This is a genomic window from Zoogloea sp., assembly GCF_023150065.1.
Classification (GTDB): domain Bacteria; phylum Pseudomonadota; class Gammaproteobacteria; order Burkholderiales; family Rhodocyclaceae; genus Zoogloea.
Genome location: NZ_JAKLLN010000001.1, coordinates 573158 through 599287, shown reverse-complemented (window position 1 = coordinate 599287; position 26130 = coordinate 573158). Strand labels below are relative to the sequence as shown.

At 67.6% G+C, this 26130-nt stretch carries 23 protein-coding genes; 10 read left to right on the top strand and 13 right to left on the bottom strand.

The window, feature by feature from the left end:
• Positions 1 to 13: 13 nt before the first annotated feature.
• The 8 genes from aroE (at position 14) to hemF (ending at position 7286) form a co-directional block, all read left to right on the top strand.
• Positions 14 to 835 (top strand): shikimate dehydrogenase, encoded by an 822-nt coding sequence (gene aroE, locus L6Q67_RS02855; protein WP_296564965.1) that lies wholly within the window; start codon positions 14 to 16, stop codon positions 833 to 835.
• Positions 836 to 846: 11 nt separating this feature from the next.
• The gene (gene mtgA / locus L6Q67_RS02850; RefSeq protein WP_296564963.1) at positions 847 to 1539 is read left to right on the top strand and encodes a monofunctional biosynthetic peptidoglycan transglycosylase; all 693 of its coding nucleotides are present in this window, start codon (positions 847 to 849) and stop codon (positions 1537 to 1539) included.
• A gap of 112 nt (positions 1540 to 1651) precedes the next feature.
• Positions 1652 to 2680, top strand: a complete 1029-nt coding sequence (dusB, locus tag L6Q67_RS02845) for a tRNA dihydrouridine synthase DusB (protein WP_296564960.1) — start codon at positions 1652 to 1654, stop codon at positions 2678 to 2680.
• Positions 2677 to 2916 carry a helix-turn-helix domain-containing protein gene (locus L6Q67_RS02840; protein ID WP_296564958.1) on the top strand — a complete coding sequence of 80 codons (240 nt, stop codon included), beginning with the start codon at positions 2677 to 2679 and terminating at the stop codon, positions 2914 to 2916. Before dusB ends, L6Q67_RS02840 begins: the two co-directional genes overlap by 4 nt.
• Before the next feature lie 53 nt (positions 2917 to 2969).
• On the top strand, positions 2970 to 4550 hold the full coding sequence (purH, locus tag L6Q67_RS02835; RefSeq protein WP_296564955.1) for a bifunctional phosphoribosylaminoimidazolecarboxamide formyltransferase/IMP cyclohydrolase: 1581 nt from the start codon (positions 2970 to 2972) through the stop codon (positions 4548 to 4550).
• A gap of 13 nt (positions 4551 to 4563) precedes the next feature.
• A complete protein-coding gene (gene purD, locus L6Q67_RS02830; protein WP_296564952.1) occupies positions 4564 to 5853 on the top strand; it encodes a phosphoribosylamine--glycine ligase in 1290 nt (429 codons plus the stop codon).
• Positions 5854 to 5942: 89 nt separating this feature from the next.
• On the top strand, positions 5943 to 6308 hold the full coding sequence (locus L6Q67_RS02825) for a 5-carboxymethyl-2-hydroxymuconate Delta-isomerase (RefSeq protein WP_296564949.1): 366 nt from the start codon (positions 5943 to 5945) through the stop codon (positions 6306 to 6308).
• 69 nt (positions 6309 to 6377) lie between these two features.
• Positions 6378 to 7286, top strand: a complete 909-nt coding sequence (hemF, locus tag L6Q67_RS02820) for an oxygen-dependent coproporphyrinogen oxidase (protein WP_296564946.1) — start codon at positions 6378 to 6380, stop codon at positions 7284 to 7286.
• 95 nt (positions 7287 to 7381) lie between these two features.
• Here the strand turns inward: hemF and ahpC are convergent, their stop codons facing one another.
• The 5 genes from ahpC to hemC all read right to left on the bottom strand — a co-directional run bounded on the left by ahpC (position 7382) and on the right by hemC (position 12171).
• The gene (ahpC, locus tag L6Q67_RS02815) at positions 7382 to 7945 is read right to left on the bottom strand and encodes an alkyl hydroperoxide reductase subunit C (RefSeq protein WP_296564944.1); all 564 of its coding nucleotides are present in this window, start codon (positions 7943 to 7945) and stop codon (positions 7382 to 7384) included.
• Positions 7946 to 8139: 194 nt separating this feature from the next.
• Positions 8140 to 9315 (bottom strand): heme biosynthesis HemY N-terminal domain-containing protein, encoded by a 1176-nt coding sequence (locus L6Q67_RS02810; protein ID WP_296564942.1) that lies wholly within the window; start codon positions 9313 to 9315, stop codon positions 8140 to 8142.
• Positions 9316 to 9323: 8 nt separating this feature from the next.
• Positions 9324 to 10427 carry a uroporphyrinogen-III C-methyltransferase gene (locus L6Q67_RS02805; protein WP_296564940.1) on the bottom strand — a complete coding sequence of 368 codons (1104 nt, stop codon included), beginning with the start codon at positions 10425 to 10427 and terminating at the stop codon, positions 9324 to 9326.
• A gap of 10 nt (positions 10428 to 10437) precedes the next feature.
• Complete coding sequence (locus L6Q67_RS02800; protein WP_296564936.1) at positions 10438 to 11229, bottom strand: uroporphyrinogen-III synthase; 792 nt, start codon at positions 11227 to 11229, stop codon at positions 10438 to 10440.
• 12 nt (positions 11230 to 11241) lie between these two features.
• On the bottom strand, positions 11242 to 12171 hold the full coding sequence (gene hemC / locus L6Q67_RS02795) for a hydroxymethylbilane synthase (protein ID WP_296564931.1): 930 nt from the start codon (positions 12169 to 12171) through the stop codon (positions 11242 to 11244).
• A gap of 203 nt (positions 12172 to 12374) precedes the next feature.
• Here hemC and ppc point away from each other — a divergent pair, with 203 nt between their 5' ends.
• Positions 12375 to 15137 carry a phosphoenolpyruvate carboxylase gene (gene ppc, locus L6Q67_RS02790; protein ID WP_296564929.1) on the top strand — a complete coding sequence of 921 codons (2763 nt, stop codon included), beginning with the start codon at positions 12375 to 12377 and terminating at the stop codon, positions 15135 to 15137.
• 6 nt (positions 15138 to 15143) lie between these two features.
• On the opposite strand, the gene L6Q67_RS02785 is transcribed toward ppc, so the two are convergent.
• From L6Q67_RS02785 to L6Q67_RS02750, 8 genes are all read right to left on the bottom strand, one after another.
• Entirely contained in the window at positions 15144 to 16202 is a 1059-nt protein-coding gene (locus L6Q67_RS02785; RefSeq protein ID WP_296564926.1) for a carboxysome shell carbonic anhydrase domain-containg protein, read from the bottom strand.
• Between the two features lie 74 nt (positions 16203 to 16276).
• Positions 16277 to 17488: a hypothetical protein gene (locus L6Q67_RS02780; protein WP_296564922.1), complete on the bottom strand. Its 1212-nt coding sequence runs from the start codon at positions 17486 to 17488 to the stop codon at positions 16277 to 16279.
• Positions 17481 to 18587 (bottom strand): acyltransferase, encoded by a 1107-nt coding sequence (locus tag L6Q67_RS02775; RefSeq protein ID WP_296564910.1) that lies wholly within the window; start codon positions 18585 to 18587, stop codon positions 17481 to 17483. Before L6Q67_RS02775 ends, L6Q67_RS02780 begins: the two co-directional genes overlap by 8 nt.
• A 137-nt stretch (positions 18588 to 18724) precedes the next feature.
• Positions 18725 to 19699: a hypothetical protein gene (locus tag L6Q67_RS02770; protein ID WP_296564909.1), complete on the bottom strand. Its 975-nt coding sequence runs from the start codon at positions 19697 to 19699 to the stop codon at positions 18725 to 18727.
• Positions 19684 to 20295 carry a hypothetical protein gene (locus tag L6Q67_RS02765; protein WP_296564904.1) on the bottom strand — a complete coding sequence of 204 codons (612 nt, stop codon included), beginning with the start codon at positions 20293 to 20295 and terminating at the stop codon, positions 19684 to 19686. Before L6Q67_RS02765 ends, L6Q67_RS02770 begins: the two co-directional genes overlap by 16 nt.
• 222 nt (positions 20296 to 20517) lie before the next feature.
• Complete coding sequence (locus L6Q67_RS02760) at positions 20518 to 22647, bottom strand: YgiQ family radical SAM protein (RefSeq protein WP_296565197.1); 2130 nt, start codon at positions 22645 to 22647, stop codon at positions 20518 to 20520.
• A 144-nt stretch (positions 22648 to 22791) separates the two neighbouring features.
• Positions 22792 to 23568 (bottom strand): LytTR family DNA-binding domain-containing protein, encoded by a 777-nt coding sequence (locus L6Q67_RS02755; protein WP_296564901.1) that lies wholly within the window; start codon positions 23566 to 23568, stop codon positions 22792 to 22794.
• Positions 23565 to 24584, bottom strand: coding sequence for a sensor histidine kinase (locus L6Q67_RS02750; protein ID WP_296564898.1), 1020 nt, complete (start codon positions 24582 to 24584; stop codon positions 23565 to 23567). Before L6Q67_RS02750 ends, L6Q67_RS02755 begins: the two co-directional genes overlap by 4 nt.
• Before the next feature lie 84 nt (positions 24585 to 24668).
• On the opposite strand from L6Q67_RS02750, the gene argH reads away from it, so the two are divergent.
• Complete coding sequence (gene argH, locus L6Q67_RS02745) at positions 24669 to 26123, top strand: argininosuccinate lyase (RefSeq protein ID WP_296564895.1); 1455 nt, start codon at positions 24669 to 24671, stop codon at positions 26121 to 26123.
• Positions 26124 to 26130 lie beyond the last annotated feature (7 nt).

Sequence of the window (26130 nt, the reverse complement as noted above, 5' to 3'; positions counted from 1 at the left end):
CAGCGAGCACACCATGGACCGCTACGCCGTCATCGGCAACCCGATCGCCCACAGCAAGTCGCCCCGCATCCACAGCCTGTTCGCCGCCCAGACCGGCCAGACGCTGGTCTACGACGCCCTGCTCGGCCCCATCGACGCCTTTGCCGCCACCGTGGCGGCCTTCCGCGCCGAGGGTGGCCGCGGGCTCAACGTGACCGTACCCTTCAAGCTCGAGGCCTTTGAACTGGCCGACCGCCACACCCCGCGAGCCCAGGCCGCCGGCGCCGTGAACACCCTGGCCTTCGGCGCGGACGGCATCCTTGGTGACAACACCGACGGGGCCGGCATCCTGCGGGACATCACCGTCAACCACGGCTGCCCCGTCGCCGGCCGGCGGGTCCTCCTCCTCGGCGCCGGCGGCGCGGCCCGGGGCACCGTGCTGCCGCTCCTGGAGGCCGCCCCGGCCAGCCTGGTGATCGCCAACCGCACCGCCAGCAAGGCCGCCGAGCTGGCCGACGAGTTTGCCCGTAGCGGCCCCTTCAAGCCCCTGGGCTGCGGCTTTGCCGGGCTCGCCGGGCAGCATTTCGACGTGGTCATCAACGCCACCAGCGCCAGCCTTTCCGACGCCGCCCCCGACCTCCCCGACGGCCTCTACGCGCCGGGCAGCCTGGCCTACGACATGATGTACGGCAAGGGTGACACCCCCTTCATGCGTGCCGCCCGGGAGCAAGGCGCGGCCCGCCTCTGCGACGGCCTGGGCATGCTGGTGGAGCAGGCCGCCGAGAGCTTCCTGCTGTGGCGCGGGGTGCGCCCCGACACGGCCCCCGTGCTGGCGCAGCTGCGCGCCGGCCTCTGAGCCGCACGGCGATGAAGACCGTCTGGCACTGGACCCGACGGGCGCTGCTGGCCCTCGCCCTGCTCTTCATCGCCTGGCATCTGTGGCTGCTTGGGCTCGTCGTCTGGTGGAAGTGGGTTCCGCCCTCCGAGACCAGCTTCATGAGCCTGCGCCTCGATGAGCTCAACCAGAAGAAGCCCGACGCCGAACTGCGCTACCGCTGGGTGCCCTACGAGCAGATCTCCGTGCATCTGAAGCGTGCGGTGATTGCCGCCGAGGACGACAAGTTCGTCGACCACGAGGGCTTCGACTGGGAGGGCATCCAGAAGGCCATCGAGAAGAACCAGAAGAAGGGCAAGGCCGTGGCCGGGGGCTCCACGATCAGCCAGCAACTGGCCAAGAACCTCTTCCTGTCGCCCTCCCGCAGCTACTTCCGCAAGGCCGAGGAGGCCATCATCACGGTGATGATCGAGGCCGTGTGGGACAAGCGCCGCATCCTCGAGGTGTATCTCAACGTAGTCGAATGGGGCAACGGCATCTTCGGCTGTGAGGCCGCCGCCCAGCGCTACTACAAGACCTCCGCCGCCCGCCTGAGCCCCGCCCAGGCAGCCCGGATGGCGGTGATGCTGCCCAATCCCCGCAAGTACGAAACCAGCTTCGGTCCACGCCTGGCCGCCCATGCGGCACGCATCCAGGGGCGCATGCACTACTCGGAAGTCCCCTAGGGCTTCACCTCCGGAACGGTATTCCTGCACACCCACGGGGTACGTCGGCCCCTGCCAGACCGAGGGCCCTTGGGGTAGAATGCGCTGCTTTTCCCCAGTCGTGCCTCCCCCGATGCAATTCGCCGGATTCACCTTGCGAAACAATCTGTTCGTCGCGCCCATGGCCGGCGTAACGGACCGTCCTTTCCGCCAGCTTTGCAAGAAGATGGGGGCGGGCGTCGCCGTCTCCGAGATGGTCACCTCCAACTCCCTGCTCTACGGCAGCGCCAAGACCCAGCGGCGCGCCAACCACGATGGCGAAGTGGACCCGATCTCCGTACAGATCGCCGGTGCCGATCCGGCCATGATGGCCGAGGCCGCCCGCCACAACATCGACCGGGGCGCCCAGATCATCGACATCAACATGGGCTGCCCGGCCAAGAAGGTCTGCAACGTGATGGCCGGCTCCGCCCTGATGCAGGACGAGCCCCTGGTGTCCCGCATCCTCGAAGCCGTCGTCGGCGCCGCGGGCAACACCCCGGTCACGCTCAAGTTCCGCACCGGCTGGAACAAGGCCAACAAGAACGCCCCGATGATCGCCCGTATCGCCGAAGAATCCGGCATCCAGCTGATCGCCATCCATGGCCGCACCCGCGCCTGCCAGTACACCGGCGACGCCGAGTACGACACCATCGCCGACGTCAAGACCCGGGTGCGCATCCCGGTCATCGCCAACGGCGACATCACCACGCCCCAGAAGGCCAAGTTCGTGCTCGACTACACCGGTGCCGACGGCATCATGGTGGGCCGCGCCGCCCAGGGCCGCCCGTGGATCTTCCGCGAGATCGAACACTTCCTGAAGACCGGCGAAGAGCTGCCCCCGCCCCTGGTGTCCGAGATCCTGCAGGTGTGCAAGGAACACCTGGCCGACCTCTACGCCTTCTACGGCGAGGACACCGGGGTGAAGATCGCCCGCAAGCACATCAGCTGGTACACCAAGGGCCTGGTCGGCTCGGCCCAGTTCCGCAAGACCATGAACACCCTGCCGACAGTACAAGAACAGATTGCCGCCATTGACGAGTTCTTCGGCCGGCTCGCTGACAGAGACAGCCGACTGGTCTATGCAGACCCCGAAGAATTTCCTCAGGAGCTTGCCGCATGAGCAGTACCAGCAATGACATCGCCGACTCCGTCTGTCGCGCGCTGGACACCTATTTCCGGGATCTGGACGGTGAGAAGCCCAATGCCCTGTACGACATGGTGATCAAGAACGTCGAGCGCCCCATGCTCGAGTTCGTGCTCAGGCAGGCCGGCGGCAACCAGACCCTGTGCGCAGAGATGCTCGGCATCAACCGCAACACCCTGCGCCGCAAGCTCTCCGAACACGCACTCCTCTAATCGTCACCCCTCATTCAGCGCCGCGCCCTGCCGCGGCCATCCAGAGAAGCCCCATGAAAGTCACCCAAGCCCTGCTCAGCGTCTCCGACAAGACCGGCGTCATCGAATTCGCCCGCGAACTGTCCGCCCTCGGCGTGAACCTGCTGTCCACCGGTGGCACCGCCAAGTCCCTGCGCGACGCAGGCCTGCCGGTCACCGACGTGTCCGACTACACCGGTTTCCCCGAAATGCTCGACGGCCGCGTCAAGACCCTGCACCCCAAGGTGCACGGCGGCATCCTGGCCCGCCGCGACCTGCCCGAGCACCTGGCCAAGCTTGAAGAGCACAGCATTCCCCGCATCGACCTGGTGGTGGTCAACCTCTACCCCTTCCAGGCCACTGTCGCCAAGCCCGACTGCAGCCTGGAAGACGCCATCGAGAACATCGATATCGGCGGCCCCACCATGGTCCGTGCCGCGGCCAAGAACCACGGCAATGAAGCCGGCGGCGTCGGTATCGTGACCGACCCCGAGGACTACGCCGCCATCGTCGCCGAGCTCAAGGCCGGCAACGGTGCACTGTCCTACAAGACCCGCTTCGACCTGGCCCGCAAGGCCTTCACCCACACCGCACGCTACGACTCGGCCATCTCCAACCACCTCACCGCCCTGGCCGAGGATGGCAGCAAGATGGCCTACCCCGAGCGCTTCCAGCTGGCCTTCGACAAGGTGCAGGATCTCCGCTACGGCGAGAACCCCCACCAGTCCGCCGCCTTCTACCGCGAGTCCAGCGCCCCCGCCGGCGCCATCGCCGCCTACACCCAGGTGCAGGGCAAGGAGCTCTCCTACAACAACATCGCCGACTCCGACGCGGCGTGGGAGTGCGTCAAGGCCTTCGACTCAGTTGCCAACACTGTCGCCTGTGTCATCGTCAAGCATGCCAACCCCTGCGGCGTGGCCGTCGCAGCCAGCCCGCTCGAAGCCTACAAGAAGGCCTTCTCCACCGATCCCACCTCCGCCTTCGGCGGCATCATCGCCTTCAACACCACCGTTGATCGCGCTGCCGCCGAAGCCGTCAGCGCCCAGTTCCTGGAAGTGCTGATCGCCCCGGCCTACACAGAAGAAGCCCTCGAGCTCCTCAAGGCCAAGCAGAACGTCCGCGTGCTGATCGTGCCGCTGGGCGCCGTCAAGCAGCCCGACTACAAGCGCGTCGGCGGCGGCCTGCTGGTGCAGAGCGCCGACTTCGCCCCCATCACGGCTGCCGACCTGAAGGTCGTCACCAAGCGCGCCCCCACCGAGCAGGAGCTCGGCGACCTGCTGTTCGCCTGGCGTGTGGCCAAGTACGTCAAGTCCAACGCCATCGTCTATTGCAAGGACGGCATGACCATCGGCGTCGGCGCCGGCCAGATGAGCCGCGTGGACTCCGCCCGCATCGCCAAGATCAAGGCCGAGAACGCCGGCCTGGTGATCCCCGGCTGCGTGGTGGCTTCCGACGCCTTCTTCCCCTTCCGTGACGGTCTCGACGTGCTGGCCCAGGCCGGCGCCACCGCGGTGATCCAGCCCGGCGGCTCCATGCGTGACGCCGAGGTGATCGCCGCCGCCGACGAGCAGGGCATCGCCATGGTGCTCACCGGCTTCCGCCACTTCCGCCACTGATCCAGGCTCACACATGAAAATCCTCGTCATCGGCTCCGGCGGTCGCGAACACGCGCTGGCCTGGAAACTGTCCCGCTCGGCTCGCGTCCATAAAGTCTTCGTCGCCCCCGGCAACCCTGGCACCGCCCGGGAGCCCGGCGTTGAGAACGTGGCCATCACGGCCATTCCGGCGCTGATCGACTTTGTCCGCCAGGAGCAGATCGGCCTGACCGTCGTCGGCCCCGAGGCCCCCCTCGCCGCCGGCGTGGTGGATGCCTTCCGGGCCGCCGGCCTGCCCATCTTCGGGCCCACCCGTCTCGCCGCCCAGCTGGAAAGCTCCAAGGATTTCGCCAAGCAGTTCCTGCAGCGTCACAAAATCCCCACCGCCCGCTACCAGACCTTCTCCGACTCCGCCGCGGCCCACGCCTACGTGGACGCCGAAGGCGCCCCCATCGTCATCAAGGCCGACGGCCTCGCCGCCGGCAAGGGTGTGGTCGTGGCGATGACCCTCGACGAAGCCCACGCCGCCATCGACGCCATGCTCACCCACAACACTCTGGGTGTGCAGTACGACGAGCGCGGCCCGCGGGTAGTGATCGAGGAGTTCATGGAAGGTGAGGAAGCCAGCTTCATCGTGATGGCCGACGGCCGTCACGCCCTGCCCCTGGCTACCTCCCAGGATCACAAGCGCCTCAAGGACGCCGACCTGGGCCCCAACACCGGCGGCATGGGTGCCTACTCTCCTGCCCCGGTGGTCACGCCCGAAGTCCATGCCCGCGCCATGCGCGAGATCATCATGCCGACCCTGGTCGGCATGGCGGCCGAGGGCCTGCCCTACACCGGCTTCCTGTATGCCGGCCTGATGATCGACGCCAAGGGCGCCCCCCGCGTGGTGGAGTTCAATTGCCGCATGGGCGACCCGGAAACCCAGCCCATCATGATGCGTCTCAAGTCCGACCTGGTGGACCTGGTCGAAGCGGCCATCGCCGGCAAGCTCGACAAGGTTGAGGCCGAATGGGACCGCCGCTTCGCCCTGGGCGTGGTGATGGCCGCCGCGGGCTACCCGGACAACCCCCGCAAGGGCGACGCCATCCACGGCCTGCCCACCGAAGCCAACCCCGACGTGCATGTCTTCCATGCAGGCACCACCGAACAGAACGGCCAGGTCGTCACCAGCGGCGGCCGCGTGCTGTGCGTCACCGCCCTTGGCGACAACGTCAGGAGCGCCCAGAAGCAGGCCTACGAGCAGGTGGACCAGATCCACTTCGACGGCATGCAGTGCCGTCGTGACATCGGCTACCGGGCCGTTGGCCGCAAGGGCTGAATACCACCTTGAAACACCTCCCGCGCTCACTGCGCTCGCCGTCCCCCAGGGGGCGGCAGCGCGCATGAGACGGCTCGGCACCTACTGACATGCCCCATCTGCGCATCGAATACAGCGAAAACATGGCCGGCCGCTTCGACGGCGCCGGCCTGGCCCAGGCCGCCTGTGACGCCCTCCTTTCGAGCGGCGTATTCAACCCGCCGGATTCCATCAAGGTCCGCCTGATTCCGGTGCAGCACTTCCGCGTCGGCAGCGGTGCCGACCACGGCTTCGTGCACGCCGAGCTGGCCATGCTGTCGGGCCGCGACAAGCCCACCAAGCAACGCCTCACCGAAGCCCTGGTACTGGCCATGAGCGGGCTCATCGGCCCGGGTGGGCAGATCGTGCAGATCACTGCCGACGCCCACGACATGGACCGGGAGGTCTACGCCAAGCGCCTGCTGCCCGTCGCCTGAGCTGCCACCGGACTGAACCCACGGCTCCCCATGGAGCCGTCTTTTTTTGTACCCCGGAAAGAACCCGCCATGCCCGACCGCAACGCCGTCAAAGCCTACCTCCTCGACCTGCAGACCCGCATCGTCTCCGCCCTGGAGCAGTTTGACGGCAAGCCCTTCGTCACCGACAGCTGGACCCGGCCTGCCGGCGGTGGCGGCCTCACCCGTCTGATCGAAGACGGCAACTTCTTCGAGCGCGGCGGCTGCAACTTCTCCCACGTGATGGGCGAGGGCCTCCCCCCCTCCGCCACCGCCGCCCGCCCCGAACTGGCCGGGCGCAGCTACGAGGCCATGGGCGTGTCCCTGGTGCTCCACCCCCGCAACCCCTACTGCCCGACGGTGCACATGAACGTGCGCTTCTTCATCGCCTCGGCGCCGGGCAAGCCCGACGTGTGGTGGTTCGGTGGCGGCAAGGACCTGACCCCCTATTACCCCTTCGAAGAGGACGTGCGCCATTTCCACAGCACCTGCAAGGCCGCCGTGCTGCCGTGGGGCGAGGACGAATACACCCGCCTCAAGGACTGGTGCGACCGCTACTTCTTCCTCAAGCACCGCAACGAGCCCCGGGGCGTGGGTGGGCTGTTCTTCGACGACCACGGCGCCGACGGCCAGGTGGACTTCGACAGCGCCTTTGCCATGACCCGCAGCGTGGGCGATGCCTTCCTCAGCGCCTATCTGCCCATCATCGAGCGCCGTCGCGAGACCCCCTACGGCGAACGGGAGCGGGACTTCCAGGCCTATCGCCGTGGCCGCTACGTGGAATTCAACCTGGTCTTCGACCGGGGCACCCTGTTCGGCCTGCAGTCCGGCGGGCGCACCGAATCCATCCTGATGTCCATGCCCCCCATCGTGAAGTGGCGCTACGACTGGCACCCGGAAGCAGGCAGCCCGGAAGCCCGCCTGTACACCGACTTCCTCGTCCCCCGCGACTGGGCCTGATCGCTCCCCTGCCCCACAAAACAAAAAGCCCGGCCCGTCTTGCGACGGCCGGGCTTTTTGCTTGAGGGCAGCCGGAGCCGCCCTGCCAGCAGGACTTAGATCTTGCCGACGAGGTCCAGAGACGGCTTCAGGGTCTCGGCGCCTTCCTGCCACTTGGCGGGGCAGACTTCGCCCGGGTGGGAGGCCACGTACTGGGCAGCCTTCACCTTGCGCAGCAACTCGGAGGCGTCACGGCCGATGCCCAGGTCGTGGATCTCGGCGACCTTGATCTGGCCTTCCGGGTTCACCACGAAGGTACCGCGCAGGGCCAGGCCCTCTTCCTCGATCATCACGTCGAAGTTGCGGGTGATGGCACCGGTGGGGTCACCCAGCATCGGGTAGGTGATCTTCTTGATGGTCTCGGAGGCGTCGTGCCAGGCCTTGTGGGTGAAGTGGGTGTCGGTGGACACGGAGTACACCTCGACGCCCAGCTTCTGGAATTCCGGGTAAACGTCGGCCATGTCGCCCAGCTCGGTGGGACACACGAAGGTGAAGTCGGCCGGGTAGAAGAAGAACACGGACCACTTGCCCTTCAGGTCGGCGTCGGTCACGGGGACGAACTTGCCATTGTGGAAGGCGGTTGCTTTGAACGGCTTGATTTCGGTATTGATCAGGGACATCGCGTTTCCTTCACAGGTTGAGAAGACTTTGAGCCTTGGATGATAGGCCGGTCGGACCCATCGTTCAAATTGATTGATGAAATCGTCTGGATTAACAAAAACTATCGAAAATTACCAGGGCGCGACGGACTGCCGAGCTCGAAAAACGCATAGGGCATTTCGCCCGACGGGCCTGGCACAGCCGGGCGCGCATCTCAGCGCCGGGACAGCTCCGCCGCGGCACGGTAATGGCGGTTGGCATCATCGGTCCGACCAATGCGTTCGGCCAGCCGCGCCAGCTCCACATGGGCTTCCCAGCCCGGCTCGATGGCCAGTGCCGCGTCGAGATAGCTCTCGGCCTTGCCCCACAGCTGGGACTGCACGCACAGGCGGCCGAGGCTGAGCAGGAGCTGCGGGTCGCGCGGATGGCGCTTCAGCCAGTCTTCGGCGCTGGCCAGACGGCTGCGTACATCGCCCCCCTCACAACGCCCGTAGATGTCGGCCAGGTTCGAATCCCAGCCCAGCGCCAGTTGCGACTCGATGGCCTTCTGGGCCGCGGTACTCTCGCCGGAGGCGAGCAGGGCCCTGGCGAACTCACCCACCAGCCGCGCGTCCCGCTGCTCATCCCGCGGAACATCATGCCAGTAGGCCAGCAGGGCCTGGGCATCACCGGCCCGCTGACGCAGGCCTTCCTGGTGCGCACGCCGCTTCACGGGGTCGGCCTGCTCGGCGGTGAGCGCCTTGACCTTGACCAGCTGTCGCACCAGACGCACCGCCTCAACCCAGTTGCCCTTGGCCTGGGCCGTGCGCAGGGCCAGGCGCAGGGCTGCAATATGGCGCTGCCCCCCCGCCTGCAGATCGCCAATGCGCTCCGCTGCCTCGTCGAAACGGCGTCCCTCCACCGCCAGCTCGGCTTCGGTCATCAGGCGCGCGACACGGACCTCCTGGTCATGGAGGGCGGCCTTGTCCAGCCACTCCCGGTAGCGCGCCTCGTCCCGCAGGGAGTGGGCTGCCCGTGCGGCCAGCAGCGCCGCCAGACCGGGCGACTCCTTGGCCTCATAGGCCAGGCTGGCCTGTTTGAGGGCTTGCCCGAAGCGCCCCTCGATACGCAGCCGCGCCGCGTCGTAGAGGGCCTGGGAGGCACGCTCCCGGCTCTTGCGGGCGCGGAAGCTCTGCACCGCGCGCGGCAGGGCAGCGGTGCGTGCCACCAGCCGGGACAGGGCATAAAGCGCTGCAAAACTGCCCACGAAGAGCAGGAACAGCAGGTTCATGGAAATCTGGATGCGGTACGGCGGCCACACCAGCAGGGCGTAACCCTCGTTATAGCGGCCGGCGACCGCCAGTCCGGCAGCCAGGGCAAACAGGCCGATCAACCACAGCAATCCACGCATGCTCGGCCTCAGTTCTTCCTGGCCGGGCGGGCCGTCTTGGCCGCCGGACTGGCCGGGGCGGACTCAACCCGGCGCTCGGAGAGGGCCTGCACGCCGCGCAGGGCGTTCTGGCTGGCCAGCACGGGGGGCAGATCGACACCGACCGGAGATTTCTGCAGGGCCAACAGCTCGTCACGGGCCGCCGCAACGCCGGCATTACGAAGGTCGAAATAGCGCTCCAGCCAGCTGGCGGACAGACGCATGTCCTCGCGGAAGGTGTTGCCATCGCGGGTGAGCAGGGCCAGCCGGGCGTTCATGAGGCGTAGCTTGAGGTTTTCCCGGAGGAAAACGGCATTGCTGGGGGCCAGCAAGGCCGGATCGGGACGATCCATGCGCTCGATGCGCACCAGCTGGCTGAACTCACCCCAGAACTCCAGCCACAGGGCCGACAGCCATCCCGGCTCGCTCTCCCGGGGCGGAGGCGGAGCCTTGGGGCGGGCCTCGAAGGCCAGCGGCAGCGCGTCGAGGCGGCCCATCAGAGTTTCGAGCTTGAGCGCCACACCGGCGGAATCCACCTGGGGCAGAGCCTTGAGGGCTTCGATATCTTCGGCCAGGGCCTTGCGCACCGACAGCCACTGGGGCCGGTCGACGCTGGCCAGGCGGGCGTCGGCGGTCTGCAGGGCAGCCAGCGCGTTATGCACGTTGCCGGCCAGCTGAAGCTGCTGCGCGGCGATGGTCACAGCCTGATCCACCTCGGACAGCACCCGGTCGTCCCGGGTCCGTGAGAACTCCTGGTACATCGCCTCCAGGGCCACCTGCTGCCCCTGGGTTTCGGAGAAGCGGGCGTCCAGCACCCCCAGCTTGTTCTGCAGATCCTGCAGGTGTTCCTGATTCTGCCGGGTCAGGGTGAGGGCTTCCCGGGCCACCGAGTCACCATCGGACAGACGCTTGGCCAGTTCTGCCTGCAATTCCGCGAGCCGCCCACGGGTCTCCATCCACTGCCAGCCCAACAGGGCCAGGGCCAGAGCGGCAATGACGACGGAGGGACGTAGCCAGGTGGAAGGGACGGCTTGCGCCGGGACGGCGGGCTGGGCCGCCTCGAGGGGCGGAAGGCTGGGGATTTCGCTGCTCATGGGCGTGAGTTTAACCCGGATAGGTGTTGTGGTTGGGCGCGGAAAAGTGGGCGACAAGCCCGTCGATCAGCCCCGAATCTCCGGCTGCCGTGGTGATTACCGGGGCAAACCCTGCCCCCCTGGCGCGCTCGCCGATACGCGGATGGGGAGCGAAGACCGGCACGCCACGCAGGGCCTCGACCCCGGGCAAGGCTTCAAGATAAGCCATACCTTCGCTGCTGGTCAGGGTCAGGGCATCGAGACGGCCCAGTCGGGCCCGGGCCAGCAGCGGCGCGGGATCATCGACGGGGCCGCCACGGTGGTAGCAGGTCAGGTACTCGACCTCGGCCCCACGGGCGCGCAAGGTGTCGCCAAGCAGGTCGCGCCCGCCATCGCCGCGCAGGATCAGCACCCGCCGCCCCGCCACCGCCGCGGTCTGGAAGGCTGGCAGGGCGAGTACGGATTCGCTGTCGAAGCCGCTGTCGGGCGCGATGATGCGGCCGAAACCCCAGGCCGCCAGGGCCGCCTCACTGCCCTTGCCGACCGTGGACACGGCCAGCCCGGCGGGCCATGGGCGCTCCCGCAGCAGGGCATCGAGGCCAAGATTGACCGCGTTGGGACTGACGAAGAAGGCCAGGGAGAACTCCCCCAGGCGCCGCGCCATCGCCTCAATCGACGCCAGGTCGGGCACCGGCGAGATGGTCAGCAGCGGAAAGCGCAGGGGCTCGGCTCCCAGCGCCGCGAGGGCCGCGCACAGGCTGTCGGCCTGCCCGGCAGGGCGGGTGATGACGATGGAACGCCCGGCGAGGGGCTGCTCACCCATTCCGGTGACGGCTTACAAGCTGGCGAGGATCTCGTCGGCGCCATCGGCCCGCAGATCGGCGGCCAGGGCCAGACCCAGGGCTTCCGGCTGGTCGATGGGGCCACGGCGCTCGGCACGGGCAATGCGCGAGCCGTCCGGCAGCGCCACGAAACCGCGCAACCACAGCTCGCCGTCCTGGACTTCGGCATAGGCCCCCAGGGGCACTTCACAGCTGCCGGCCAGAGCCCGGGAGGTGGCGCGCTCGGCAAGCACGCAGGCGGCGGAGCGGGGGTCGGCCAGGGGGGCGACCCAGGCAGCCACTTCGGGACGGTCGGACAGGGCTTCGATGCCCAGCGCCCCCTGGCCGGCAGCCGGCAGGGACACTCCGGAGGGCAGGGTGGAGCGGATGCGGCTGCCCAGGCCCAGGCGGGTCAGGCCGGCGGCGGCAAGGATGATCGCGTCGTACTGGCCCTCATCGAGCTTGCGCAGGCGGGTGTCGAGATTGCCGCGCAGGCTGCTCACCGCCAGCATCGGGTACTGGGCGTGGATCTGCGACTCGCGGCGCAGGCTGGAGGTGCCCACCACGGCGCCCGGCGGCATGTCGTCGAGGCTTTCGTACTTGTTGGACACAAAGGCGTCCAGCGGCACTTCGCGCTCGGCGATGGCCACCAGCGCGAACTCGGGCGCCAGGGTCATCGGCACATCCTTCATGGAGTGCACGGCGATGTCGGCGGCGCGGTCGAGCAGCGCGGTTTCCAGTTCCTTCACGAACAGACCCTTGCCGCCCACCTTGGCCAGCGGCCGGTCGAGGATCTGGTCGCCGCGGGTGGTCATGCCCAGCAGTTCCACGGAGCAGGACGGATAGAGGGCTTCGAGGCGGGCCTTGACGTGCTCGGCCTGCCACAGGGCGAGGCGGCTTTCACGGGTGGCGATGACGATGCGGTCGGGCGTAGGTGCGCTCACGGTATTCGGGCTCGGCTGGCTGAAAGGATGATCGGGGCGACGCGGCGATATGGACAAGCACGGGCCAACCGGGGCACTCTGCGGACTTCCGCAGTGCAGCATCAGGGTAGGCACCTATGGCGGCCATTCGGGTCGGGATTCTAGCATGGGGCCCTGATGCGCCTTTCGCGCCGACAGCAACCGACAGGACAGGATCCGCCACGATGAGCGACAAGAACACCAGCGAAGACAAAGACCTCCCCCTCCGCGACGACATCCGCCTGCTCGGCCGCGTGCTGGGCGACACCGTGCGCGCCCAGGAGGGCGAGGCGGTGTTCGACCTGGTGGAGACCATCCGCCAGAGCTCCATCCGCTTCCGCCGCCACGAAGACCACGGCGCCCGCCGGGAGCTGGAAGCCACTCTCGACTCCCTGTCCCGGGACCAGACCATCGACGTGGTGCGGGCCTTCAGCTACTTCTCGCACCTGTCCAACATCGCCGAGGACCAGCACCACATCCGCCGCTCCCGGGCCCACCAGATCGCCGGCTCGGCCCCCAAGGAGGGCAGCCTGGCCCACGCCCTGGAGCGTGCCTTCGCCGCCGGCCTGGGCAGCCCCGAGCTGGTGTCCTTCTTCGACACGGCCAACATCGTGCCGGTGCTCACGGCCCACCCCACCGAGGTGCAGCGCAAGAGCATCCTCAACTGTCAGATGGTCATCGCCCGCCTGCTCGACGAGCGCGACCGCATGCAGCTGACCCCCGACGAACAGGGTGCCAACGAGGAGGCCCTGCGCCGCGCCGTGCTGACCCTGTGGCAGACCCGGATGCTGCGCACCGAGAAGCTGTCGGTGATGGACGAGGTTTCCAACGGCCTGTCCTACTTCGACTACACCTTCCTGCGCGAGCTGCCCCGCCTGTACGCCGGCCTGGAAGACCGCCTCACCCGCCATGACCGCAGCTGGGGTGCCCTCGAGCTGCCCAACTTCATGCGCGTGGGCAGCTGGATCGGCGGCGACCGGGACGGCAACCCCTTCGTCACCGCCGAGATCCTCGAGAAGGCCCTGGCCACCCAGGCCGAGAAGGTCCTGACCTATTACATGGACGAGATCCACACCCTGGGCTCCCAGCTGTCGGTGGCCCAAGGCCTGGTCAGCGCGTCCGACGCCCTGCTGCGCCTCGCCGAGGCCTCACCCGACGGCTCGCCCCACCGCAGCGACGAGCCCTACCGCCGCGCCCTCACCGGGGTTTACGCGCGCCTGGCCGCCACCTACGCCCAGCTCCTCGGCCACCAGCCGCCGCGCCACGCAGTGGCCCCGGCCGCCCCCTACCCCAACCCGGACGAGCTGGCCGACGAACTGGAAGTGGTGCACCGCTCCCTCACCGCCAACGGCCTGGGCGCCCTGGCCCGGGGGCGTCTGCGCCATCTGCGCCGCGCCGTGTCGGTGTTCGGCTTCCACCTGGCCCCCATCGACCTGCGCCAGAACTCCGACGTGCACGAGCGGGTCGTCGCCGAACTGATCAAGGCCATCGACCCGAGCCGCGACTACCTGGCCCTGGACGAAGCCGGGCGCATCGCGATGCTGCTCGAAGAGCTGGCCACCCCGCGCCCCCTGGCCTCCCCGTGGATCGACTACTCCGAAGAAAGCCGCGGCGAGCTGGCCATCTTCCGGGCCGCCCGGGCGGCCCACCTGCGCTACGGCAAGGCCGCCGTGCCCAACTGCATCATCTCCAAGACCGACGACGTCTCCGACATCCTCGAGGTGGCGGTGCTGGCCAAGGAGACCGGCCTGCTGCGCCCCCTGGAAGGTGCTCTGGACGTGAACATCATCCCGCTGTTCGAGACCATCGGCGATCTGCAGAACGCCGCCGGCGTCATGGACCGGCTGTTCTCCATCCCCGCCTACATGGCCCTGCTGGCGTCCCGCAGCAAGGAGCAGGAAGTCATGCTCGGCTACTCCGACAGCAACAAGGACGGCGGCTTCCTGACCTCGGGCTGGGAGCTCTACAAGGCCGAGATCGGCCTGGTGGACACCTTTGCCCACCATGGGGTGCGCCTGCGCCTGTTCCACGGCCGCGGCGGCTCCGTCGGCCGCGGCGGCGGCCCCAGCTACCAGGCCATCCTGGCCCAGCCGGGCGGCGCCGTGCAGGGCCAGATTCGTCTGACCGAGCAGGGCGAGGTGATCGCCTCCAAATACGCCAACCCCGAAGTCGGCCGCCGCAACCTGGAAGTGCTGGCCGCCGCCACCCTGGAAGCCACGCTCTTCGCCCCCCGCGATCCAGCCCCCCGCCCCGAATACCTGGAGGCCATGGACGAGCTGTCGGACGCCGCCTTCAAGGCCTACCGCAACCTGGTCTACGAGACCGAGGGCTTCGAGCAGTACTTCTGGGAATCCACCGTGATCTCCGAGATCGCTGCGCTGAACATCGGCAGCCGCCCCGCCTCCCGCAAGAAGTCCACCGCCATTGAGGATCTGCGGGCCATCCCGTGGGTGTTCAGCTGGGCCCAGTGCCGCATCATGCTGCCGGGTTGGTACGGCTTCGGCTCGGCCGTCCACGCCTATCTGAAGAAGCACGGCGACGCCGGCCTGGCGCGCCTCTCGGCCATGCACAAGGAGTGGTCCTTCTTTGCCACCCTGCTCTCCAACATGGACATGGTGCTGGCCAAGAGCGACATCGCCATCGCCAGCCGCTACGCCGAGCTGGTCAAGGACGGCGCCCTGCGCGAGGCCATCTTCCCGCGCATCGCCAGGGAACACGCCAGCACCATCGAGATGCTGCTGGCCATTACCGGCCAGGGCGAACTGCTGGACGCCAACCCCCTGCTCAAGCGCTCCATCCGCAACCGCTTCCCCTACCTGGATCCGCTCAACCACGTGCAGGTCGAGCTGCTGCATCGCTACCGCGAAGGCCACCAGGACGAGCGCGTGCGGCGTGGCATCCACCTGTCCATCAACGGCATCGCCGCGGGCCTGCGCAACAGCGGCTGAGGCCCGTCAGTCCAGGCTCTCCAGCCCCCGGGTGGCCCAGTTGAGCACGGCTGCCCGCACCGTCATCCGGGGGGCCAGCTCGGGCAGGTCGCGGCGGATCACCTCCGCCGCAAAGTGCGCCATGAAGCGGGCCTTGAGGCCGGCCCGGGCCCGGTCGGAGCCGATCTCCTGGTAGGGTGACGAGGCCAGCAGCAAAAAGCCGTCGTCGGGGATGCGCCCGCTGCGCATATTGGCGGCGATGATGCCGCCCGCCTTGCGGATGGGGTCAGCCAGATCGGGGCTGTAAGGGCCGATGATCAGGGCCAGGTTGGGGGCATGCAGAAAGTCGAAGCCGCGCCCGATGCAGATCATCCATTCCCGGTGTTCGATGTCGAGCTGCCGGTCGGTCTGGCGGACCTCGGCCACGTGGGCGATATTGCCCATCACCAGGCGGGCCAGATCGGCCAGCATCACCGCCGGCATGTCGGGGAAAAGTGGCTGCAGGCGCACGCGGATGCTTGTCTCGTCCTCCTCCGCGCCCAGGGCGGACACATCCAGACAGGTACCGCCCGCCCCATGCAGGATCAGGGCATCTTCGTCGGTCTCGAAACCACACACCAGCGGATAGACGGTGGCATGCCCCCGCCCGAAGACGTGCTCCACCTGGGTCTTGACGCCCATCACATGGGCAATGGCCGCATCGGTGTGATAGTCGAAGCCCGCACAGCAGCGGTGGGGCTCACCCCGGGAGAAGTGGTAGGTGATGAACATCAGCACCCGCTGCCCGCTGCGCACCCGGTCGTGCACATAGTGCTCCAGCACCTCGCCCAGGTGCGGCCAGCCCAGGTCAAAGAAGCCCCCCAGGTTGCGGAAGGGCTGGATGATGCCCGGCGGGGTGTTGGTGGCGATGGGGATGTTGATGCGCCCATCCATGCACTTGAGGACGGCGATGGCCGTGGGATGGCGGGCCCGGTGGCGCTCCCGGGCCATGCTCGCCTCGGGATCGCAGTAGGCCGCCGAATAGCGGCGCGCCACTTCATGGAGCCAGTCGATGCGCTCGACGATGGGCTTCTGGTGAATGCTCACGGTGTCTCCCCCGCATTCTTGTGTTTGTGGGGGGAAGGTGCATCAGCCCGGCCGGCCGGTCAACGGCCAGACTGTCAGACGCCCAGCATGTTCCTCACATCGCGGATGAAGGGTTTGATGTCCTTCAGGTTCCACACGTAGTAGCGCACCGAGGGGCGCAGGAAGTCTCCGGCGAAACGCAGGATTTCGTGGAGAGGACGCCTTACGAAGGTCCGGTCGCGAATCTGCCCGGGTTCCAGGAGGATGCGCTTCAGGCGCTTCACCTCGGTTGCAACCATCCGGCAGCGCAGGTTCTCCCGCAGGGGCTGCAGGTCGGGCATGCGCTCCTGCCCCTGCAGGCTGTAGGAGAGCAGACCGAAGCCCGCACCGCAGTACATCGCCAGGGGGAAACTGCCCCAGAAGCGGCCGTTCACTTCCATCAACACCGCGCGACCGCTGGCCGGGTCATAGCGGTACTCGACCATCGCCACCCCCTCCCAGCCGATGTGCTGCAGCAGGCGGATGGACTGCTCCTGCAAATCGACAAACTGCGCGAGGGGCACCGCATCACAGACACTGGAGAAACCCCCCTCCGGCGGCCACTCGGCAATCCGGAGATGCTGAAAGCGCCGCACCGCCTTGCCGCGATGCATGAAGAAGAACTGCCCGAGGCCCATCCCCGCGCAGTACTCCTGGACCAGCGGCCACTCTCCGACGGGCCGGTAACGCTCGGCGACCGCGAGAAACTCTTCGGCCGTATAGACGTACTCGGCCTTCACCAGCTCGATGCCGTGGGCGCGCAGGCGCGGTGCGACGGCGTTCGGGTCCGACCATTTGAGTACGGCCGGAAAACGGAAATCCCGGGCCAGGGCTTCAACCTCCGCCCAATCGGTCGGGCTGGCACTTTGGGGAACGTCGATGCCGACGGCCTCGGCGGCCTCAAGGGTGCGGGCCTTGTCCAGCACGATCTCGAAAGCCTGCTTTGACGGCAGCAGGGGGGTGATGTTGCCCAGGCTGTCCCGGTTGTCGATCAGCCAGCTGGTATTGGCTTCGGAAACGGTCAACAGATAGCCGCGCCCATGGCGTTTGCCCATGGCCCGCAGCTCCGCCAGACCTTCTTCGGTCCGGGGCTTGTGCAGCATCTCGCCGTGGGCGAGATGGCGGGATCGCAGGCCGATGGCGTCGGCGTCGGTGGCAATGCCGATCACCGGGATGCCGGCCTCACCCAGCTCACGAATCAGGCTCAGGCCGATCTGCGTCTCGATACCCAGCACATAGCAGGGCGGCATGCGGGACAGGTCATTCATGGCGGGTGGCTCCCACGGGGCGCGCCAGCGGTGAGCGGGAGATCAGTCGGAACAGGGCGTCCCGCAGGATGTAGCGCCGATTCTCGGTGAGATGCCCGACCACCCCGACGGTCACGAGCATCAGCGCCGTGACCGTCAGCCAGAAGCCCGGGCCGGCCGGGTCGCCCTGGACGACCGCCCCCCAGAACAGGAACAGGGGCTGGTGCAGCAGATAGAGCGTGAAGGTGTAATTGGCCACCACCCGCACCGGTCGCTCGATCAGGAGCAGGGACTGGCCATGGCGCGCCAGCACGTTGCGCATGCTGGCAAAGTTGAGGAAGACCAGCACGCCGAGGATGTAATCGCCGACAAAGAACTTGGCGAAGGTGAGCTGGCGGTGGTTCTCCTTGCCGATCACCCCCATCAGCCAGTCGGAGCACCACTCACTGACACCGAAGGCGTGAAAGGCCACGATCCCGGCGGTGGACAGCACGGCCAGCGCCATTGACACCGGGCCCGACCAGTCCTCGGTGGCACGCCAGCGGTAGAGCAGCACGCCCAGCCACCACAGGGGCGCCAGGAGCATGAACTTGGGCCCGATCGCCAGGCCGGCTAGCAGCGCGGCGAGGGTGCCGATGCGCTTCGGCATGAAGACCACCATGGCGAAGGTCACGTAGTACCAGAACTCGAAACAGATCGACCAGTACGGGACATTCGAGAAACTGGTGATGGAGATGAACCACACCTCGTTGAGCAGCAGGAAGCTGCCGCCGATGCGCGCAATGAACTGATCAAACGGGTAGCCCGAGTAGATGTCCGGCATCAGCTGGCGCCCGATGGCATCAAGGAGCACGGTGAGCACGATGGCCGGAACCGTGACGGAGAACACCCGGGAGATCCGGCTCGCCGCATAGGCCGGCAAGGCCGACTCCTTGGTTGCCGTGACAAACGCGATCACGAACCCCGACAGCACGAAGAAGACGATCACCGAGCTGTGACCGTAATGGCTGGCGGGCAGCATGGCTTCGGAGAGGAAGCGCTGGTTCGAGTGGTAGAGATAGACGAGGAAGGCCGCCGTGAAGCGGACCACGTCAAGATAGACGGAGAAGGAACGGTTCATGGTTCATGCATGACCAGGACAATGACCGGGCCAGGCCGTCAGCAGCCCTTGCGAAGGCCGGATGGGCCTGTCGCTTGGGCGCCGCGCGGGCTCGGCCACAGCCTGAGGGGTGAAGACAGGGCGATCAAGATCGCGGCTCATCCAAGGACTCGGCGAGCCAGCTGCTCAGCGTGCCGCTTGAGCGTTGCCCCCATGGAAACGGACGCCAGACGAGCCCCCGCATCGGCAGGGCGGATCACGGGCGGGATGTCCATGGCCCCCACCCGGAAGCGCTCCCGATGGGTTCCCAGGTATTGGCAGAGCGCCTCGAAACGCCCCGCGACGATGCCGTCGGGCACGCTGCTGCCCTGCCGCAGCATCTCGAAATTATGGGACAGCACGACGAAGTGCTCGGTACCAGCCGCGCAGGCGGACTCCATGGCCTCGCGCAGCTCGGCGAAGCTGCAGGCCCCCAGCTGGGCCGGCCGCAGGCGCCCGGAGCCATCCCGGAAGACCGTCATCGGCAGGATGCCCACGCCCTCGAAGGCCTGGGGACGGGTGAAATCGAGGGTGCCGCGCAGGTCGGGGCCACTGTCCGCACTCACCTCGTTGAGGCTGCTGTCGATGCCGATACCGCAGGTGCGCAGTGCCCGGTAGGTATCCGCGTTGCTGGCGAAGCTGCCGGCACGAAAAGCCGTGATCCTGTCGCAGCCGACCTGCGCCATCAGATCCAGCCCCAGGCGGATGAGGGTGATCTGCTCGTCCAGCGTGTAGAAGGAAAGGTGCTGGCGCTTCCTGTTTGCCCCCGGGAAAGGCAGGGGAGTCAGCTCATCCGACCATTCGGGGTGGAGATGGAGCTGGATGTCGTGCCCACCGCTGCGAATCAGGTCGACGATGACCGCCAGTTTGTCGACACCGAAGCGTGCCGCAAACAGCGGCTCCACGAAGAACACGCCTTTCAGGCCGTTTTTCGCAAGGATTTCGAGGGTCTTGGGCAGGGCATAGTCACCCTTCGGTGAACGACCATAAACGTAACGTTCGAAGCTCGCCGGAAAGCGGCCATCGAGGTCGTCCCAGCTGCCGCACCAGACCTCGATATCGAAGCTCAGATAGACGTTCATGGCTTGACGCACGGGCTGTCCGCCCGGCGGAGTTCATCGACGAGATTGATCACCGCCGAATGGATGATCGCGAAGCAGGTGCGGAAATACTGGTCGGTGTGCTGATGCGGATCATGGATGTGGATCCGGTGAGGGCGCGACCAATGCCCGAGGAGGGCAACCGCCTCGGCGGGGATGCCGCGCCGCACCAGCTCGTGGGCATGACGGACCTCCATCGCCAGCAGCAGATCGCCGGGCTGATAACGGTAGTCGGTGAAGTCGGTGGCGCGATGCCCGGCGAGGTCGGCCCCATAGACGGGCGCCGTGCTGACGGCTTTCTCGAAAGCAGGCGCCCCGGTGGTGGTGGAGAGACCGATAGAGACGACACGGACACCAAGCCCGGCTGCAACCGCGTGGCCAAAGGCACTCCGGTTGATATTGCCAAGACACACGAAAACCAGGCGATTCACCCGCTCCGGCTGGATCTGGACGAAGGGCCGGAGGCTTCCGCCGACGTATGCCAGCTCCCCCAGCACCAGCCGCACAAAACCGCGAAAAGTGCCGAACCCGACGTCGATCAACGACGCGATCCGCCCGGCCAGGCTAGATTGATAGACGAATTTTTCCACTCTTTCACCAACCTGGTCACGGTTCGGGGGCAGGCACTACCGCCCGCCCATTGTCGTGCCGCAGTATTTCAGATTTCGGGGGCCGGCCGCGTTGCGAAAGGTGTCGCGACGGGAGAGACGGAAGAAACCCGCCCGGCATTGGGCGCTGATAATAACCGGAAAGCCGCCTCGGCATCCGTGGAGCAAGTCCGCTTCAGGCGTCGGTTGGCGGCCCCGCCCGGCTTACTTTCCAGGCCCGCGTCGCACCCCTCCGTTGCCACGCCGCACTGGCGGCGGGGCCCGCCGGGCGCCCACCGGGCTGTCGGCCTTGCCGCCGCTCTTGCGCGAGGCTCCCGGCTTGCCGGCCGGGCTGCGGTCGAGGACGACCGGCTGGTCGCGGGGCACCAGGTGCCGGGGCTGGGCGCCGATCAGGTCGGCCCGACCCATGGCCCGCAGGGCCTCGCGGATCAGGGGCCAGCCCTCGGGGTCGTGGTAACGCAGCAGCGCCTTGTGCAGGCGGCGCTGGCGGCCGGACTTGGGCGTATCCACCTGTTCGGACGTGGCCGACACCTTGCGCAGCGGGTTCTTGCCGGTGTGGTACATGGTGGTGGCCATGGCCATGGGGGTCGGCATGAAGGTCTGCACCTGGTCGAGCCTGAAGTTGTTGCCCTTCAGCCACAAGGCCAGGTTGACCATGTCCTCATCGGTGGTGCCCGGGTGGGCGGCGATGAAATAGGGGATCAGGTGCTGCTTCTTGCCCGCCTCCTTCGAGAATCGCTCGAACATCTCCTTGAAGCGGTCATAAGTGCCGATGCCCGGCTTCATCATCTTGTCGAGGGGGCCATCCTCGGTGTGCTCCGGGGCGATCTTGAGCAGCCCGCCCACGTGGTGGGTGACCAGTTCCTTGACGTATTCGGGCGAGCGCACCGCCAGGTCGTAGCGCAGGCCCGAGCCGATGAGCACTTTCTTGACCCCCGGGATCGCCCGGGCCTTGCGGTAGAGCTGGATCAGGGGGCCGTGGTCGGTGCCGAGGTTCTCGCAGATGCCCGGAAACACGCAGGACAGGCGCCGGCACGAGGCCTCGATCTTCGGGTCCTTGCAGGCCATCCGGTACATGTTGGCGGTGGGGCCGCCCAGGTCGGAGATGGTGCCGGTGAAGCCGGGCGTCTTGTCGCGGATCTCCTCGATCTCCTTGAGGATGGAGGCCTCCGAGCGGCTCTGGATGATGCGCCCCTCGTGCTCGGTGATGGAGCAGAAGGTGCAGCCGCCAAAGCAGCCACGCATGATGTTGATGGAGAAGCGGATCATGTCCCAGGCCGGGATGCGCGCCTCGCCGTAGCTCGGGTGGGGCTGCCGGGCATAGGGCTGACCGAAGACCCAGTCCATCTCCTCGGTGGTGAGCGGCACGGGCGGCGGATTGAGCCACACGTCGCGGCAGCCGGGGCCCACGCCGTGGGCCTGGACCATGGCGCGGGCGTTGCCGGGGTTGGATTCCAGGTGGAAGGTGCGCGAGGCGTGGGCGTACATCACCTTGTCGTCCTTGACCACCTCGTAGGCGGGCAGGCGGATGACCTGACGTGCCCGGTCGGCCTTGCGCGCGGCGACACGCTCGGCGGCGGGGACGATGCGGATTGGTTGGGCGGTGGGTGGGGTGGTGGGCTGGGCGACTGAAGTCGCCCCTACAGGCTCCATAGCGTAGGGATCGCTGTGCGGTTCGACGGGGCCGGGCCGGTCGATGTCGGTGGACGCGACCTCCACAAAGCCCTCCGGCCGCCAGCCGGGCTTGACCATGAAGGCGGTACCGCGCAGGTCGCGGATGGACTCGATGGGCTCGCCGGCGGCCAGCCGATGGGCGAGCTCGATGACCGCCCGCTCTCCCGAGCCGAACACCAGCAGATCGGCCTTGGAATCGGGCAGCACCGAGCGGCGCACCTTCTCGGACCAGTGGTCGTAATGGGCAATCCGGCGCAGGCTGGCCTCGATGGAGCCAATCACGATATTGGCGTCCGGGTAGGCCTCCCGGGCGCGCTGGGCATACACCACCACGGCCCGGTCCGGCCGCTTGTCGGGCTCGGCGTCGGGCGTGTAGGCGTCGTCGGAGCGGGGTTTGCGGTCGGCGGTGTAGCGGTTGATCATCGAGTCCATGTTCCCGGCGGTGATGCCGTAGAACAGGCGCGGCTTGCCCAGGGCCCGGAAGGCCTCGGCCGAGTGCCAGCCGGGCTGGCTGATGATGCCGACCCGGAAGCCCTGGGCCTCCAGGGCGCGGCCGATCAGGGCCATGCCGAAACTGGGGTGGTCGATGTAGGCATCGCCGGTGATGATGATGATGTCGCAGGCGTCCCAGCCCAGGGCGTCCATCTCGGCCCGGGACATGGGCAGAAAGGGCGCCCGCCCCGATACGGAGCGGTGGCGGGGATAGGCGGTAAGCGAGGGGGTGAGGCCAGGTTTTTCCATGGGGCGGATTGTACGGGAGCCCTCCTTGGAACACCCGTCAAAACCGACGTTCCCCGCCGCCGCTCACAGGCCCAGGGCGTCCTTCACCGCTGGCCACTGACGCCGGCTGACGGGCAGCTGCCCGGCCAGTCCTTCCAGGAGGATCACCCAGTGTGCCTCGCCGTCCTCACCCGTGGTCGCGCGGGCCACCCCCCGGACCGCGGGGCGGGCGATCAGGCAGTTGCGATGAATGCGCAGGAAGCGCTGGGGAAACTCCTCCTCCAGCTGCACCAGGGACTCATCCAGGAGGTACTCCCGCTCCCGGGTGTGCGCCACCACGTATTTCTGCTCGGCCTTCAGGAACAGCACCCCGGACACCGGCACGAGCAGGATGCGCCCGCGCTCGCTGACGCTGAAATGGCTGCGGGTGGCCGGGGCCATGCGGCGCAGCACTTCGTCCGCCTGGGGGCGCAGGCGGCGGGCCTTGGCCAGGGCTTCCGCCAGGCGGGCGGCGCGCACCGGCTTGAGCAGATAGTCCACCGCCGCCAGCTCGAAGGCGCGCACCGCATATTCATCGTAGGCCGTCGAAAAGATCACCGCCGGTGCCGGTTCGAGCCGCCCCAGATGGCGCGCCAGCTCGACGCCATCCATGACCGGCATGCGGATGTCGGTGATCACCAGATCGGCCGGCTGAGCCTCCAGCAGGGCCAGGGCCTCGACACCGTTGGCCGCCATGCCGACGAGGCGCGTGGGCTGCTGCTCGGCCAGATCCCCCAGCAGATCGCGCAGGCGCTCCCGGGCCGGCGCCTCGTCATCGACCAGGAGCACGGCCAGGGGGGCCAGGGGCAAGTCATCACTCATCGTTCACTCCGGAAAGGCAGGCGGATGCGCACCCGGTAGGCATCGCGGGTCTGCTCGGTGTCGAGGGCCGCCTCCAGGTCGAAGAACAGCATCAGGCGCTCCCGGATATTATCGACGGCCATGCGATTGCCAGCATGGTGGCGTTCGGCATCCAGCACCGGATTGGCGATCTCGATGATCACCTCCGGCCCGCGCCGGGCAATGGAAATCGACACGGTGCCGGGGCCCGCACCCGGCTCGATGCCGTGATACACCGCGTTCTCGACCAGGGGCTGAAGGAACAGCGGCGGCACCAGGGTCGCATCCGCCGCCGCATCCCGCCGCCACAGCACCTCCAGCCGGTCACCAAGACGCAGGCGCTCCAGGTTGAGATAGCGCTCGCACAGGGCGATCTCATCCGCCAGGGGCACCAGCTCGCGGTTGTCCTGCATCAGGGCCCGGAACAGGTCGGCGAGCTCCTCCAGCCCCTCCTCCGCACGGCGCGGATTGGAGCGCAGCACGCCCAGCACACCGTTGAGGCTGTTGAACAGGAAGTGCGGGCGGATGCGGGCCGTCAGCGCCAGCAGGCGAGCTTCCGCCAGCACGGGCGCCTGGGCAGCCCCCCGCAGGTGGAAATACGTCATCACACAGCCCGTCATCACCAGCGACCACAGCAGCGGGCGCACCACGCCACCGTAGCCCAGGGGCTCCAGCAGGCCCTGAACCCCCAGCTGAACGCCCATCACCACCGCCCCCACAACCCACAGCCCGGCGTGATAGGGCAGGCGCTGCAGCGGGGAGCGCAACAGGAACAGGGCCGCCACCGACAGGATCAGGGGAAATTCGACGCGCACCGCCATGTCGAGGACCTCCTCACCCAGCAAGGCCATCTCCCGGTTGCGGACCAGCGTGGCGACAAGCCCGAGGCCATTGACCAGCAGCACGATCCGCAGCACGACGCCCAGGTTGCGGAAGTCCGGCAAGGTCCCTTCATAGCGGCCACGGCCGGCGCGGCGCGGGTTTTGCTTTATACTCATGGGTCAAAAAACGGGCCAAAACCTTGAATCCACGGGCTTCTCTCCGTGGCGCAGGCCCTCTTATCGCTGAGAGCATCAATAATTATGGCAGATCACTCCGCACCCCAGGACGGCGCCGCCAAGGCCTGGTCCGGTCGCTTCACCGAGCCCGTTTCCGACCTGGTCAAGCGTTACACCGCCAGCGTGTTCTTCGACAACCGCATGGCCGCCCAGGACATCCGCGGCTCCCTGGCCCACGCGAAGATGCTGGCCCGTCAGGGCATCATCGGCGCCACCGACCTGGCCGACATCGAGCGGGGCATGGCCCAGATCGTCGGCGAAATCGAGCGCGGCGAGTTCAACTGGAACCTGGACGACGAAGACGTCCATCTCAACATCGAGAAGCGCCTGACCGCCCTGGTGGGCGACGCCGGCAAGCGCCTGCACACCGGCCGCAGCCGCAACGACCAGGTCGCCACCGACATCCGCCTGTGGCTGCGCGACGCCATCGACACCATCCTCGGCCTGATCCGCGAGTTCCAGCTGGCCGTGCTCGACCTGGCCGAACACCACGCCGACACCCCGCTGCCCGGCTTCACCCATCTGCAGGTGGCCCAGCCCGTCACCTTCGGCCACCACCTGATGGCCTACTACGAGATGACCCGCCGCGACGCCGAGCGCTTTGCCGACTGTCGCAAGCGCGTCAACCGCCTGCCCCTGGGCTCCGCCGCCCTGGCAGGCACCACCTTCCCCATCGACCGGGAATACGTGGCCGAGCTGCTGGGCTTCGAGGAAGTGTGCTTCAACTCGCTGGACGCGGTTTCCGATCGCGACTTCGCCATCGAGTTCTGCGCCGCCGTGTCGCTGCTCATGACCCACCTGTCGCGCCTGTCCGAAGAGCTGATCCTGTGGATGAGCCCGCGGGTCGGCTTCATCGACCTGGCCGACCGCTTCTGCACCGGCAGCTCGATCATGCCCCAGAAGAAGAACCCCGACGTGCCCGAACTCGTCCGCGGCAAGACCGGCCGTGCCAACGGCAACCTGGTCTCCCTGCTCACCCTGATGAAGGGCCAACCCCTGGCCTACAACAAGGACAACCAGGAAGACAAGGAGCCGCTGTTCGACTCCGCTGACACCGCCATCGACACCCTGCGCATCTACGCCGACATGATGGGCAGCCGCACCGAGAACGGCCAGAAAGTCTTCAACGTGCGCGTCAAGGGCGAGGCCATGAAGGCTGCCCTCACCCAGGGCTACGCCACCGCCACCGATCTGGCCGACTACCTGGTCAAGAAGGGCCTGCCCTTCCGCGACGCCCACGAAGCCGTGGCCCTCGCCGTGCGCGCCGCTGATGTCCGGGGTGTCGATCTGCCGCAGATCCCGCTTGAAGACCTCCGCACCGCCATGGCCCACGTGCCCGGCGCCATCGAACGTCTGGGCGAAGACGTCTTCGGGGTGCTCACCGTCGAGGGCTCCCTCGCTGCCCGCAACCACGTCGGTGGCACCGCCCCCGCCCAGGTCCGGGCCGCCATCGCCCGCGCCCGCGGCCAGCTCGCCTGAGGACGCC

Excerpts from the sequence above, each read along its gene's own strand:
- aroE (WP_296564965.1), top strand. The coding sequence starts at position 14 with ATGGACCGCTACGCCGTCATCGGCAACCCGATCGCCCACAGCAAGTCG.
- mtgA (WP_296564963.1), top strand. The coding sequence starts at position 847 with ATGAAGACCGTCTGGCACTGGACCCGACGGGCGCTGCTGGCCCTCGCC.
- dusB (WP_296564960.1), top strand. The coding sequence starts at position 1,652 with ATGCAATTCGCCGGATTCACCTTGCGAAACAATCTGTTCGTCGCGCCC.
- L6Q67_RS02840 (WP_296564958.1), top strand. The coding sequence starts at position 2,677 with ATGAGCAGTACCAGCAATGACATCGCCGACTCCGTCTGTCGCGCGCTG.
- purH (WP_296564955.1), top strand. The coding sequence starts at position 2,970 with ATGAAAGTCACCCAAGCCCTGCTCAGCGTCTCCGACAAGACCGGCGTC.
- purD (WP_296564952.1), top strand. The coding sequence starts at position 4,564 with ATGAAAATCCTCGTCATCGGCTCCGGCGGTCGCGAACACGCGCTGGCC.
- L6Q67_RS02825 (WP_296564949.1), top strand. The coding sequence starts at position 5,943 with ATGCCCCATCTGCGCATCGAATACAGCGAAAACATGGCCGGCCGCTTC.
- hemF (WP_296564946.1), top strand. The coding sequence starts at position 6,378 with ATGCCCGACCGCAACGCCGTCAAAGCCTACCTCCTCGACCTGCAGACC.
- ahpC (WP_296564944.1), bottom strand. The coding sequence starts at position 7,945 with ATGTCCCTGATCAATACCGAAATCAAGCCGTTCAAAGCAACCGCCTTC.
- L6Q67_RS02810 (WP_296564942.1), bottom strand. The coding sequence starts at position 9,315 with ATGCGTGGATTGCTGTGGTTGATCGGCCTGTTTGCCCTGGCTGCCGGA.
- L6Q67_RS02805 (WP_296564940.1), bottom strand. The coding sequence starts at position 10,427 with ATGAGCAGCGAAATCCCCAGCCTTCCGCCCCTCGAGGCGGCCCAGCCC.
- L6Q67_RS02800 (WP_296564936.1), bottom strand. The coding sequence starts at position 11,229 with ATGGGTGAGCAGCCCCTCGCCGGGCGTTCCATCGTCATCACCCGCCCT.
- ppc (WP_296564929.1), top strand. The coding sequence starts at position 12,375 with ATGAGCGACAAGAACACCAGCGAAGACAAAGACCTCCCCCTCCGCGAC.
- L6Q67_RS02780 (WP_296564922.1), bottom strand. The coding sequence starts at position 17,488 with ATGAATGACCTGTCCCGCATGCCGCCCTGCTATGTGCTGGGTATCGAG.
- L6Q67_RS02775 (WP_296564910.1), bottom strand. The coding sequence starts at position 18,587 with ATGAACCGTTCCTTCTCCGTCTATCTTGACGTGGTCCGCTTCACGGCG.
- L6Q67_RS02760 (WP_296565197.1), bottom strand. The coding sequence starts at position 22,647 with ATGTCCCGGGCCGAGATGGACGCCCTGGGCTGGGACGCCTGCGACATC.
- L6Q67_RS02755 (WP_296564901.1), bottom strand. The coding sequence starts at position 23,568 with ATGAGTGATGACTTGCCCCTGGCCCCCCTGGCCGTGCTCCTGGTCGAT.
- L6Q67_RS02750 (WP_296564898.1), bottom strand. The coding sequence starts at position 24,584 with ATGAGTATAAAGCAAAACCCGCGCCGCGCCGGCCGTGGCCGCTATGAA.
- argH (WP_296564895.1), top strand. The coding sequence starts at position 24,669 with ATGGCAGATCACTCCGCACCCCAGGACGGCGCCGCCAAGGCCTGGTCC.